Genomic DNA, 13,297 nt, shown 5'->3' with positions numbered 1-13,297 from the left:
TGTTTAGGAAAGACTATGAACGATACCATAAAAATCATTGGTGCAAGAGAAAATAACCTAAAAAATATCCACCTTGAAATTCCCAAAAACAAACTCATTGTTTTTACAGGACTGAGTGGGAGTGGAAAATCAACCCTTGCTTTTGGAACTCTTTATGCTGAAGGACAACGCCGTTATATAGAAAGTTTAAGCGCTTATGCTAGACAATTTTTAGATAAGGTAGGCAAACCTGATGTTGATAAAATCGAAGGTTTAACCCCAGCCATTGCTATAGATCAAAAAACCACTTCTAAAAACCCACGCTCTACCGTAGGAACCATCACTGAAATTTATGATTATCTAAGACTTTTATATGCAAGAGTAGGTATTCAACATTGTCATCAATGTGGACAAAAAATCTCATCTATGAGTGCAAGTGATATAGTCAGTGAAATTTTAAAATTTCCAAAAGGTGCAAAAATCATCATCTACGCTCCACTCATACGAGAAAAAAAAGGAACTTATGCAGATTTACTTGAAAATTTACGCAACAAAGGCTATGTAAGAGCTCAAATCGATGGAGTTTTAGTAAGACTTGATGAAGAAATTGAACTGGCTAAAACCAAAAAACACACCATTAAACTTGTCATAGATAGACTTGAAATTCAAGAAGATTTACTTTCTCGCCTTGCAAGCGATATAGAAAAAGGTTTACAAGAAAGCTTTGGAGAAATAGAAATAGAAGTTTTAAATCATGAAGAAATAAACCTTAATAAACACTATCATTTTAGCGAGCATTCAGCTTGTTTTGATTGTAAAATTTCCTTTGTTCCACTTGAACCTTTAAGCTTTTCTTTTAATTCTCCAAAAGGAGCATGTGAAGCTTGTGATGGACTTGGAATTCGTTATACTTTAGATATGAAAAAAATCATCGATGAAAATTTAAGCCTCGAAAATGGTGCTGTTAAAATCATGTATGGTTTTAACAAAAGTTATTATTATAAATTCCTAATCGCCTTTTGCGAACAAAATGAAATTCCTATCAAAATACCTTTTATGCAATTAAGCGAAGAACAAAAACGCCTTGTATTGTATGGTAATGCCAAAACTATAGAATTTCTTTGGAAAAGAAATCGTCTAAAACGCACTTTTGAAGGCGTGGTTAAAATGGCTTATGAAATGCTAAAAGATGAAAAAGATTTAGCCGAATATATGAGTGAAAAAATTTGTAAAGACTGCGGTGGGCATCGTTTAAAACCCGAAAGTTTAGCCGTGAAAGTAGCCAAAAAAGGCTTGGGTGAAATTTTAGATATGAGCATAGAAGATAGTACGGCCTTTTTTGCAGATGAGAAAAATTTTTCTTATTTAAGCGAGCAACAAAAACTTATTTCTAAACCTATCCTAAAAGAAATCAACGAAAGATTGTTTTTCTTGTATGATGTGGGGCTAGGTTATCTTTCCTTAGGGCGCGATGCAAGAACGATTAGTGGGGGTGAAGCACAAAGAATCCGCATAGCTTCACAAATTGGCAGTGGTTTAAGCGGAGTGATGTATGTCTTAGATGAGCCTAGCATAGGACTTCATGAAAGAGATACTGCAAAACTGATTAAAACTTTAAGAAATTTACAACAAAAGGGCAATACCCTAATTGTCGTAGAGCATGATAAAATGACTATAGAAGAAGCAGATTTTATTGTGGATATTGGCCCAAAAGCAGGAAAATTTGGAGGTGAGGTTGTATTTAGTGGAACTTATAAAGAACTTTTAAAAAGCAAAAGCGAAACTGCACTTTATATGAATGGGAAAAAACAAATTTCACAACTTCAAAACAGAGCACAAAAAGAATGGCTTGAACTTAAAAATGTAAATATTAACAATATCCAAGATTTAAGCGTAAAATTTCCTTTACAAAATTTAGTCGCTATAACAGGAGTTTCAGGTTCTGGAAAAAGTTCTTTGATACTTCAAACCCTACTTCCTTTTGCACAAGAGGAATTAAACCGCGCTAAAAAAGTTAAAAAACTTGGTGGGGTGCAAATAGAAGGACTTGAAAAACTTGATAAAGTTATTTATCTTGATCAAAGCCCAATTGGACGCACACCACGTTCAAATCCTGCCACCTATACAGGCGCTATGGATGAAATCAGAAATCTTTTTGCCGCCACTAAAGAAGCTAAAATGCGTGGTTATAAAGCAGGACGCTTTTCTTTTAATGTAAAAGGGGGAAGATGTGAGAAGTGTAGCGGAGATGGAGAAATCAAAATAGAAATGCATTTTTTACCTGATGTTATGGTGGTTTGTGATACTTGCGGGGGCAAACGCTACAATGATGCCACGCTAGAAATCAAATATAAAGGCAAAAATATCAGTGAAATTTTAAATATGAGTGTTTTAGAAGCGAGTGAATTTTTTACAGCCGTTCCTAAAATCAAACAAAAATTAGACACTCTAGTAAAAGTGGGCTTAGATTATCTAACCCTAGGACAAAATGCCACCACCTTAAGTGGAGGTGAAGCACAAAGAATCAAACTTGCCAAAGAACTAAGTCGTAGCGATACAGGAAAAACCCTTTATATACTTGATGAGCCTACAACAGGACTGCATTTTGAAGATGTTAATAAACTCATCTTAGTTTTACAACATTTAGTTGATCTTAAAAATTCGGTTTTTGTGATAGAGCATAATTTAGATGTGATTAAAAATGCTGATTATATCATCGATATGGGGCCTGAAGGCGGAGTTAAAGGCGGCAAGGTTATTAGCACAGGAAGCGTGGAAAAAGTCGCTAAAGAACACAAAAAAACCCGTTCTTACACAGGATATTATCTAGACTTAGAGCTTAAAAATACACAAAAATCATAATTTTATGTTTGATTTTTTATATAATGATATAAGTTATTTAGGACTTTTTATAGTGTGTTTTCTTTCAAGCACACTATTACCTTTGGCAAGCGAAGCCTTTGTTTTAGGCTTTATAAAACTTGATTTTAATCCAAATTTAGTGCTTATCGTAGCTACTTTGGGTAATACCTTAGGAAGTTTAAGTACTTATGGCTTGGCTTATCTTGGTAAGCAAAAAATTTTAGAAAAATACTTTAGCAAATCCTTGAAAAAATTAGAAAATTTCAATGCTAATTTTGCCAAATTTGGAAGTATATTTGCTTTTTTAAGCTTTTTACCTTTAGTGGGAGATCTTTTTGCCTTAGGACTTGGTTTTGCGAAATATTCTTTTTTAAAAACTATATTTTTTATCTTACTTGGAAAATTAAGTCGTTATGCTTTCATAATTTTCATAGCAAACTCCTTTTAAAAGCCTCTCTTTTATAAGTTTTAAAAGCTTTGCATTGTCTACATTTTTTAAAATTTTAACACAATTTTTAGTGCTTAAATCCATCCCCATACTCATTTTTGGTTCTTTAAAGCAACGCCAACTCATACCTCTTGCCAAAGAACTATCGCAAATAACATCAGCATAACACTCATCAAAATCTGCAATACTAGAATCTAATGCGTAAGCTATCGTTAAAGCGTCATGTATCCAAGTTCCCTTTGTACCACGTGTTTTAGAAGCATAATCAATCCAAACGCCTAAAGTTTTAACGATAAAATCGCATAAAATATTCTTAGCTTGCAACTCTTTTAAATCCTCATGAGTCAATAAAGTCTGCATGGTTACATTATAAGGTACGAGTGTAATTTTAGCTCTTGAATTTAACACTATACTAGCCGCCTCAGGATCGAAACCAAAATTTGTATCTTTAGTGTAATAAGGCATATCAAAACTACCGCCCATAATAAAAAGCTCTTTAAGATTTATATCAAAATCTTTAAAAATTTTCATAGCCATAGCGATATTTGTCAAAGGTCCTATCGCACAAATAGAAATTTCTTTAGGATTTTTACCCACCAACTCACCCATTTTAAAAATCGCATCAGGATTTATATTTTCTAAAATTTCAGGACTTTTTATATTTTCCCAAAGATATTCGAGTTTAAAATTTTTTACACTTTCATCAAGTCTTTGACGCCAAGCTTTACTTGGTTCTTTTAAGGCTTCATTCGCTCCTAAATAAACGGGGATATTTAAATTTAAACGTTTAAATAAATCCTTAGCCACGCTATAGGCAACAAGACTTGGAACATTACCGCAAATTGTGCTTAGCATTTCAAGTTTGATTTCTTTAGATGCCAAAATCAAAGCAAGCGCTAAACCATCATCGGTATTTGCTCCTGCAATAGCATTGCCTATATCCGTGTCTAAGATAAGTCTCATATCGCATCTTCTATTTTATTTAAATCTCTGCCTCTAGTTTCTGGCGCAAAAAATGTAGTCACAAAACCTATACCTGCAGTTAATACAAAATACGTTGCGATAGGCCACCAAGTGCCATAATACGCAAGCAAAGCAGAAGCCACCATAGGCGCTGTTCCTCCTGAAAGAATAGAACCTAGCTCCTTAGCAAAAGCCATTTTTGTATAACGGTTTTTTACCCCAAAAAGTTCTACACCCCAAGCCGCTTGTACACCAAAAATCCCTAAAGATGCTAAAGACATACCTACAATAATAGTTAAAATCACAATAATTTCATTTTTACTATCTAAAAGCATAAAAGCAGGAAAAGCATAAATCATCAAAAGCAAACAAAACATTCTATAAGTAATACGTCTTCCAAATCTATCACTTAAATAACCTGCCAAAGGAATAACCAAAAAACCCACCAATGAAGCTATCATTACCGCTGTAGTGGCAACTGATTTGTCTAAAAGTAAAATTTTAGTCACATAACCTACAATAAAACCTTGCGCAAGATAAGAAGGTCCGTTTTCGCCTATTCTTAAGCCCACCATAGTCCAAAAAGCACGACTTCTTTGCCAAAAACTTCTTTCATCTTTTTTCATATGCTTTTCGTTATTAAGACGCAATTTCATCATTTCATTTTTTTGCTTTTCAAAAACAGGGGTTTCTTTGACATGAAAACGAATATATACAGCAAAAAGAGCGATTAAAATACTTCCCATAAAAGGAACTCTCCAACCCCATTCTTTAAAACTTGCTTCATCCATTTGTACCATCAAAAGCCATACAAAAGACGCAAGCAAAGTTCCGCTATTTGATCCTAAGGCAATCACAGAAGAAACAAGCCCTCTTCTCTTGCTAGGAGCATATTCTCCAAGCATAACTGTTCCACCTGAAAGTTCAGCTCCTGCGCCAAAACCCTGCATAAAACGTAATGCAACCAAACAAATAGGCGCCCAAACACCAATCACTGCATAGCTTGGAATAAAACCTATAAGAGTAGTTGAAATTCCCATTAAAGCTATTGTAGCCATCATAACATTTTTTCTTCCGTGTTTATCACCTAAATAACCAAAAAACAAAGCCCCAATAGGTCTTGCAATAAAACCTATGCCATAAGTTACAAAACTAAGCAAAAGTGCAATTACTGGAGTTTGCTCAGGAAAAAACACTTCTGAAAAAATTGTTGCAGCTGCTAAACCATAAAGTGCAAAATCTGCATATTCCATAGCAGTTCCCAACCAGCAAGAAAAAACTGCCTTTTTAAAAACTTTCCTACCTTCAGGTGTATTAAAATTCTTATCCGCAATTCCATCAATTTGCTGATTTGTCATTACATTATCCTTATATTTTAATATATTTTTTTATAAATAATTTGTAATTATGGCTAAAAATTGCAGTGTTTTTGCTTAAAGATCTTAAATTGTAGACATTTTAAGCAAAATTTTGAAATAATATAACCCAAAAATATATTTTATCAAAGAAGAAATTATTATGAAAACTTTAACTATTATTGATACTTTTGGATTTTTTTTCAGACTTTACTACGCATTAAAAGGTTTTAAAAATTCACAAGGACAAGCTAGTGGAATGATTAGCGGTTTTGCAAATTTTATTTATAGCTTAAAAAATGAACACAAAAGTGATTATATTGTTTTTGCATTAGACTCCAAAGGAAAAACTTTTCGTAGCGAAATTGATCCAAACTATAAACAAAATCGCACTCCACCACCACCTGAACTTCTAGAACAAATTCCAATTTGCATAGAGATGATAGAAAAAATGGGTTTTATAAGCGTTTCTAGGGAAGGTTATGAAGCCGATGATATCATCGCTTCTTTTGTAAGAACTTGTGAAGATAGGGATATTTTTGTACGCATTATCACTCAAGATAAAGATCTTTATCAACTCATAAAAGATGGTAAAACAAGCATTTACAGTCCTATTTCTAAAAACGACTATGATGAAGCAGCGTGTTTAGAAAAATACGGAGTAAAACCTCATCAAATCAGAGATTTTTTAGCTCTTTGCGGAGATAGTTCTGATAATATTCCAGGCGTTAAAGGTATAGGTGCAAAAGGGGCTAAAACCTTACTTGATGAATTTGGTAGTATAGAAGGAATTTATGAAAATTTAACCCTAGTACGCAACGAAAGAAGTCGTAACTTGCTTTTAGAGGGTAAGGAAAATGCATTTTTAAGCAAAAAATTAGCCTCTTTGTATGAAAATTTAGAAGTGCAAGATCTTATAGAAAAAGCAACTTATCCTGATGAAGAACCTCTTTTAAAAATACTTGAAATTTTAGAACATTACGAACTTAATACTTTACTTAAAAAACTGCGTCAAAATCCTGATAATAAAGATAAAAATTTAGGTTTTAAAGCCACTTTAATACAAGATGAAAACAAACTTTTTGAAATTTTAAATACCCTTGATAAAGAAAGTATTATTGCTTTTGATACCGAAACCACAGGACTTGATACAAAAGAAGCAAAAATTGTTGGTTTTAGTTTTTGCATGAGTGAAAATGAAGCTTTTTACGTGCCTTTAACTCATAATTATCTTGGAGTAGGTGAGCAAATCTCATTGCAAAGTGCCAAAAAAGCTATAGAGCTAATCTTTAATCATTTTGTTATAGGACACAATCTCAAATATGATTTTAAAATCATTCAAAACAATTTTGGATTAAATTTACCTCAAAAATACGCAGATACAATGATTTTAGCATGGCTTAAAAATCCTTCTTTAAGAGTAAATATGGATGATTTAGCCTTAAGACTTTTTAATTATGAAACCTTACATTTTGAAAGCCTTGTTAAAAAAGGAGAAAATTTTGCAAGCGTAGAACTTGAAAAAGCTTGCAAATACGCAGCAGAAGATGCTTATATCACTTTAAGATTTTATCTTTATTTTTTAAAAAATCTTGAAGCTCCTTTATTAGAACTTGCTAAAAACTGTGAATTTGATTTCATTAGAATCATTATGATGATGGAAGAAAATGGCATAAAGCTTGATACAAATGCACTTGAAGCCCTTATGAAAAAATTTGAAAATGAAATCAAAAATTTAAGTGAAGAAATTTATACTCTTTGTGAGGATAGATTTAACCTAAACTCACCTAAACAAGTAGGTGATATACTTTTTGAAAAACTTAAACTTCCAAGTGGAAAAAAAGGAAAAACAGGATATTCTACCGATGAAAAAGTTTTAAATGCACTTTTAGATAAACATCCTATAATTCCCAAAATTTTAGATTATAGAGAACTTGCCAAACTTTATTCCACTTATTGCGAACCTTTGTTAAAACTAGCGTTAAAAGATAAGAATTCACGCATTTATTCAAGTTTTTTACAGACTGGAACCGCTACAGGACGCCTTTCATCTAAAGATCCAAATTTGCAAAATATTCCTGCACACGGACAATACGCAAAAGATTATAAATCTTGCTTTGTAGCTAAAGATGGATTTAGTTTTATCTCTCTTGATTATTCTCAAATCGAACTGAGAATGCTTGCGCATTTTAGCGAAGATGAAAAACTTTTAAATGCTTTTGCTAACGATGAAGATATACATGCAAGAACAGCTATAATGATTTTTGGAGAAAGCAATTATGAAACCAGAAGTGTTGCAAAAAGTATAAATTTTGGACTTATTTATGGCATGGGCTATAAAACTTTAAGTCAAAATTTAAAAATAGAAGCTCATTTAGCCAAATCTTACATAGAAAAATATTTTGAAAATTTTACTAGTATTAAGAAATATTTTGAAACAGTTAAAAACGAAGCTAAACAAAATGGTTTTATCACTACTTTAAACAGTCGCAAGCGTTATTTTGATTTTGAAAATGCAAAACCTATGCAAATTGCCATGTATGAAAGAGAAAGTATTAATTCAATCTTGCAAGGTTCAGCAGCAGATGTAATCAAACTTGCTATGTTAGAAATCGATAAAGAATTAAATGAAGACAAAAAGCTTATTTTACAAATTCATGATGAATTAATTTTTGAAGTAAAAGATGATTTATGTGAAAATTTTGTAAAAAAAACTAGAGATATTATGGAAAATATAGTAAAATTAAAAGTAAAATTAAAAACAAGCTCAAGTATCGCCAAAAATTGGGGCGATTTAAAATAATCAAGGAGATATTTAATGGATCTTTCAACCATACTGGGAATGGTGCTTGCAGTTACTAGTATTTCAGTAGGAGATATACTAGAAGGTGGTAATCCTTTACATGTTGTACATCTTTCTTCCTTTCTTATAGTTATGCCAACAGCTGCATTTTGTGCAATGACTTCTACACATAAAAAAATTGTAAAAGCAGCTTATAAAGAACTCAAAGTTGTCTTTAAAGGCTCTGGAGTAAATCTACCTGAAAGGATAGCCCAGTTAATAGAATTTGCCATTATTGCAAGAAGAGATGGGCTTTTAGCATTAGAATCAAGAACCAATGAGATTGAAAATGAATTTTTAAAAAATGCTATGATGATGCTTGTAGATGGTAAAAGCTTTGAAGAAATTCACGAAAGCATGGAAATACAAACCGAACAACTTGAAGAGCATTATAAAGAATGTGCAGAATATTGGATAGTATTTGGAGAAACTTGCCCTACCATGGGACTTGTTGGAGCGGTTTTTGGTCTTATTCTAGCTCTTAAATTGCTAGACAATCCTCAAGCAATGGCAGCGGGTATTTCAGGTGCTTTTACAGCTACGGTTACTGGGATTTTTGGTGCTTATGCGCTTTTTGCACCTTGGGGAAGAAAAATGAAAGCTAATGGAATGGATCTTGTAAAAGAGCAAATTGTCATCACTGAAGCCATAAAAGGAATTGCAGAAGGTGCGAATCCTAGAGATTTGGAAGCTAAGCTTTTTAATTTCTTAAGTCACGATGATCCAAAAATTTCACAATTTGACAAAGGTTAAAAATGGCCAAGAAACATAAATGTCCAGAATGTCCTGCAGGTGAAAAATGGGCTGTACCTTATGCAGACTTTCTAAGTTTGCTTTTGGCGCTTTTTATTGCTCTTTGGGCAATTTCTAAAACAAATCCTGCTAAAGTAGAGGCTTTAAAAACCGAATTTGTTAAAATCTTTGATTATACCTCTACTCAAACAGTCAAAGAAGAGAGCAAAACCCAAGAAAAATATAAGGGTGCAGCAAAAGAAGAAAGTGATGAACTCAAATCGTTAAAACAAATGACTATGACACAGCAAGAAACCATCAAACGTCTTCAAGCGGCTCTAGATCAAAGCGACAATCAGGTTGCTCTTAACCTTCCATCCAAAGTTGAATTTGAAAGAGGTAGCGCTCAAATCGTTTCAGCTGATATACAAGATTATTTAAAACGTATGGCTGAACTAACAACATATTTGCCACCTCAAGCAAAAATAGAAATTAGAGGCTATACAGACAATAGCGACTCTATTATAAGAAGTTATGAACTCGCCTACCAAAGAGCAGAAAATGTATTAAAATATTTTATAGAAGGTGGAGCAAATTTGAAAAATATTAGCATTAAAAGCTACGGGCTTAATAATCCTATCAATGGAAATCCTCAAGCCTTAGAAAATAATAGAGTAGAAATATATTTTAAAGTCGATACAGCAGATACAAGCACTCAAAAATCTGTTCTTGAACTTATCAATAAAATAGGAACTAAAACACCTTAAAAGTTTTAGTTTCCTTTTTTTACTTGACCAGCTAAACGACTCTTATTATTTGTATTATAAACAAATCCTAGCACCTCAGCTACAGCTTTAAACATTTCCCTAGGAATAAGATCATTAACATCACAAGCTTTATAAAGCTCTCTTGCTAAAGGAGGATTTTCATAAACCACAACATTATTTTCATAGGCTACTTGTTTTATGCGAAGAGCGAGAAAATCCACTCCTTTGGCAACAACCCTAGGGGCTTGTTCTTTACTTGTATCATAACGAATAGCTACGGCATAATGCGTTGGGTTTGTGATCACCACATCCGCACCTGCAACATCTTGAACCATACGACGACGCGCAGCTTCCATTTGAAGTCTACGAATTCTACCTTTAACCTGAGGATCTCCTTCCATTTGTTTATACTCATCTTTTATTTCTTGTTTGCTCATACGCAAACCTTTAAAATACTGAAAACGCACCAAAAAAACATCTAAAACAGCAATAATTAAAAAAGCAACTATAACAATAGCTGCTAAAACAATAGCTCTGTCTCTTAGCCAAGTAAGCTGTGCAACCATAGTATAAAGCTCAACTCTTGGAAGCTCTTGCATAAATTTAAGTAAAACTATAAAAGCTATAGTAAAAACAATACCCACTTTTAAAATAATTTTTATACTTTCAACAATTTTTTTCAATGAAAAAAGGTTTTTTAAACCTTTTAGAGGATTGATTTTTCCTAAATTTGGCATAATAGGTTTAGTTGTAAAAATAAAACCAAATTGCATAATATTTCCCAAAACCCCAGCAATCATAATACTTAAAACAATAGGTGCAAGAATAATTAAAACCTCAAAAATGCTTTTAATCATAATGGCTTGAATAATACGCAAATCAAATTCAACACCAATAAAACTTTGATAGTATCTATATAAATTTACAATTCTCTCGCCCATAAAACTCATCATAAGTAAAGTTATAGTTACTCCAATTATCAAAGTTACAATAGCTGCCGCATCTTGAGACTTTGGAACATTACCTTCTTTACGCGCATCTTCTATCTTTTTGGACGTGGGTTCTTCTGTTTTTTCTTGATCTTCGCCTGCCATATTTTAGCCTAAGTAAAAATTTTAATATGTGTGTAAAATTATAGTAGAAAATTTATGAATTTCAATTAAAGAATAAAAATGAAGAAAAAGCCTCATGAAGAGGCTTTATACTAAGAAATTAAAGTTTAGCTTCGTTTTTACCAAGATATTCAGCCACGCCTTTAGGGTTAGCTTTCATACCTTCATCACCCTTATTCCATCCTGCAGGACAAACTTCACCATGCTCATTTGTAAAAAGCATAGTATCAACCATTCTTAACATTTCATCTATATTTCTACCTAGTGGTAAATCATTAACCACAGCATGGCGAACTGTTCCATCAGCATCAAGCAAGAACGAACCACGAAGGGCAACTGCTTCTGCATAAAGTACATCAAAATTTCTAGCAATCTGCTTAGTTAAGTCAGCAACAAGCGGAAATTTAACCTGACCAATACCACCTTGATTTACTGGAGTATTTTTCCAAGCAAAATGTGAAAATTCATTATCTCCTGAAATTCCAATTACTTCAATGCCACGGTTTTTAAATTCTTGATATCTTTTGTCAAAAGCTATAATTTCTGAAGGACAAACAAAAGTAAAATCTTTTGGATAAAAGAATACTACCGCTCCTTTTGGACCTATGTTTTTATAAAGATTAAAATCTTGAACAATTTCATTGTTTCCCAATACTGCTGGAGCAGTAAAATCTAAAGCTTTTTTAGTAACTATCATATTTTCTCCTAAATAATAAATTTTATTGATAACGAAATTATATCGTTTAAATCTTTATTTTTTTTTAAATATCTAAAATAATATTAAAAATTTAAGAAAATTATAATTATTATCAAATAATGTAAATTTTTGATTATCAAAATTTACATTATTTAAGAATTTTATGCTAAAATCTTTTAAATCTTAATATTAAAAAGGAGAAAAAATGGCTGTAAAAATTACAGATATATGTATTGCTTGTGGTTCTTGTATTGATGAGTGTCCAGTGAGTGCTATCGTTGATGATGCTAACAATCCAGAAGGCGAAGATAGATATTATGTTTATGCAAACAAATGCGTTGAATGCGTAGGACATAATGATCAACCCGCTTGTGCTAGTGCTTGCCCAACAGATGGATGTATAGTTTGGAGTGCTGTAGAATCAGGACAACCAAGTCGTGATAATATTGGCGCTGATATGAGAAGTGGGGACACTCCAGTTTTTGCATAATTTTAAAAAATTAAAAAGCTAGAGATTCCTAGCTTTTTCTTTTAATTTAACTTTCTTTAAACAAATTCAAGTATAATTTTAAGCTTTATTAAAATAAGGAGTTATTACAAAGATGGAAAAAACTTTATCTATAATTAAACCTGATGCTGTTAAAAAAGGTGTTATAGGAAAAATTTTAGATCGTTTTGAAAGCAATGGATTAAGAATCGCTGCAATGAAAAAAGTTCAACTTAGTAAAGAACAAGCTGAAAATTTTTATGCTGTTCATAAAGAAAGACCTTTTTTTAAAGACTTGGTTGAATTTATGATTAGCGGTCCTGTTGTTGTTTCTGTACTAGAAGGAGAAGGTGCTGTATTAAAAAATAGAGATTTAATGGGAGCGACAAATCCTAAAGAAGCTAAAGCAGGAACAATTAGAGCCGATTTTGCTGAGAGTATTGATGCTAATGCTGTTCATGGAAGTGACAGCTTGGAAAATGCAAAAATAGAAATTGATTTTTTCTTTAAACCAAATGAAATTTGCTAAATGAAAATCCCTTTTTCTAAGATTAATACAAAGGAATATCCTTTTAAACTTAATCTTGAAAATATGATTTTTGAGGGAAATTTAGTAAAAATAAATCCTAAGCTTGTTAAAATAAATGCTATTATGCAAGGTTTTATCTATAGACCTTGTGATAGTTGTGGAACTGAGTTAGAACTTGAAATTAAAGAAAATTTAGAACTTTTTGCAAGTGACGGTATTTTTAAAGATGAAGCAAACGAATTGAGCAATACTATAGAATTTTTCGATGGACATATTGATTTAATAGAAGTTGCTATCAGCGAGCTTGAAGCTTATTTAAGTGATTATTTTTATTGCATAAATTGCAATAATTAATTAAATTTTATAAAGGAGAAAAAATGGCAGTACCAAAGAGAAGAGTGAGCAAAACTCGTGCAGCTAAACGCAGAACTCACTATAAAGTTAGTCTTCCTATGCCTATAAAAGACAAAGATGGAAGCTACAAAATGCCTCACCGTGCGAATCCAACAACTAAGGAATATTAA

The 13,297-nt window shown here is 32.2% G+C and carries 13 protein-coding genes; 9 read left to right on the top strand and 4 right to left on the bottom strand.

Translation table 11 applies throughout. The features are described from left to right. Positions 1 to 15 precede the first annotated feature (15 nt). Together uvrA and AJ888_RS06800 are read left to right on the top strand one after the other, a co-directional pair. Positions 16 to 2,841, top strand: coding sequence for an excinuclease ABC subunit UvrA (uvrA, locus tag AJ888_RS06805; protein WP_002854378.1), 2,826 nt, complete (start codon positions 16 to 18; stop codon positions 2,839 to 2,841). A 4-nt stretch (positions 2,842 to 2,845) separates the two neighbouring features. After that, complete coding sequence (locus AJ888_RS06800; RefSeq protein ID WP_002854339.1) at positions 2,846 to 3,289, top strand: YqaA family protein; 444 nt, start codon at positions 2,846 to 2,848, stop codon at positions 3,287 to 3,289. On the opposite strand, the gene AJ888_RS06795 is transcribed toward AJ888_RS06800, so the two are convergent. Beyond that, complete coding sequence (locus AJ888_RS06795; protein ID WP_002861113.1) at positions 3,245 to 4,252, bottom strand: nucleoside hydrolase; 1,008 nt, start codon at positions 4,250 to 4,252, stop codon at positions 3,245 to 3,247. The two genes, AJ888_RS06800 and AJ888_RS06795, sit on opposite strands and share 45 nt — an antisense overlap. Beyond that, positions 4,249 to 5,610 (bottom strand): MFS transporter, encoded by a 1,362-nt coding sequence (locus tag AJ888_RS06790; protein WP_002854208.1) that lies wholly within the window; start codon positions 5,608 to 5,610, stop codon positions 4,249 to 4,251. The genes AJ888_RS06795 and AJ888_RS06790 overlap by 4 nt, the downstream gene beginning before the upstream one ends. A 160-nt stretch (positions 5,611 to 5,770) precedes the next feature. On the opposite strand from AJ888_RS06790, the gene polA reads away from it, so the two are divergent. The 3 genes from polA to motB are packed head-to-tail and all read left to right on the top strand — an operon-like array spanning position 5,771 to position 9,948. Then, positions 5,771 to 8,410 (top strand): DNA polymerase I, encoded by a 2,640-nt coding sequence (polA, locus tag AJ888_RS06785; protein WP_002861112.1) that lies wholly within the window; start codon positions 5,771 to 5,773, stop codon positions 8,408 to 8,410. 15 nt (positions 8,411 to 8,425) lie between these two features. Continuing rightward, a complete protein-coding gene (gene motA / locus AJ888_RS06780) occupies positions 8,426 to 9,202 on the top strand; it encodes a flagellar motor stator protein MotA (RefSeq protein ID WP_002854170.1) in 777 nt (258 codons plus the stop codon). Between the two features lie 2 nt (positions 9,203 to 9,204). Beyond that, positions 9,205 to 9,948: a flagellar motor protein MotB gene (gene motB / locus AJ888_RS06775; protein ID WP_002861111.1), complete on the top strand. Its 744-nt coding sequence runs from the start codon at positions 9,205 to 9,207 to the stop codon at positions 9,946 to 9,948. Between the two features lie 5 nt (positions 9,949 to 9,953). Here motB and flhB read toward each other — a convergent pair whose 3' ends face one another. Both flhB and AJ888_RS06765 read right to left on the bottom strand, forming a co-directional pair. Continuing rightward, positions 9,954 to 11,042 (bottom strand): flagellar biosynthesis protein FlhB, encoded by a 1,089-nt coding sequence (gene flhB, locus AJ888_RS06770; RefSeq protein ID WP_002861110.1) that lies wholly within the window; start codon positions 11,040 to 11,042, stop codon positions 9,954 to 9,956. Positions 11,043 to 11,160: 118 nt separating this feature from the next. After that, the gene (locus AJ888_RS06765) at positions 11,161 to 11,757 is read right to left on the bottom strand and encodes a peroxiredoxin (protein ID WP_002854219.1); all 597 of its coding nucleotides are present in this window, start codon (positions 11,755 to 11,757) and stop codon (positions 11,161 to 11,163) included. Positions 11,758 to 11,962: 205 nt separating this feature from the next. On the opposite strand from AJ888_RS06765, the gene AJ888_RS06760 reads away from it, so the two are divergent. The 4 genes from AJ888_RS06760 (at position 11,963) to rpmF (ending at position 13,297) form a co-directional block, all read left to right on the top strand. After that, positions 11,963 to 12,247 carry a DUF362 domain-containing protein gene (locus AJ888_RS06760; protein ID WP_002854354.1) on the top strand — a complete coding sequence of 95 codons (285 nt, stop codon included), beginning with the start codon at positions 11,963 to 11,965 and terminating at the stop codon, positions 12,245 to 12,247. A 112-nt stretch (positions 12,248 to 12,359) separates the two neighbouring features. After that, on the top strand, positions 12,360 to 12,773 hold the full coding sequence (ndk, locus tag AJ888_RS06755; protein WP_002854376.1) for a nucleoside-diphosphate kinase: 414 nt from the start codon (positions 12,360 to 12,362) through the stop codon (positions 12,771 to 12,773). After that, positions 12,774 to 13,127 (top strand): hypothetical protein, encoded by a 354-nt coding sequence (locus AJ888_RS06750; protein ID WP_002857618.1) that lies wholly within the window; start codon positions 12,774 to 12,776, stop codon positions 13,125 to 13,127. A gap of 23 nt (positions 13,128 to 13,150) precedes the next feature. Continuing rightward, on the top strand, positions 13,151 to 13,297 hold the full coding sequence (gene rpmF, locus AJ888_RS06745; RefSeq protein ID WP_002858674.1) for a 50S ribosomal protein L32: 147 nt from the start codon (positions 13,151 to 13,153) through the stop codon (positions 13,295 to 13,297).

The organism is Campylobacter sp. BCW_6467 (assembly GCF_001762855.1).
GTDB classification, from domain to species: Bacteria; Campylobacterota; Campylobacteria; order Campylobacterales; family Campylobacteraceae; genus Campylobacter_D; species Campylobacter_D jejuni.
Note: the sequence above shows the minus strand (reverse complement) of the source record. Positions and strands in the feature narration are given on the sequence as shown.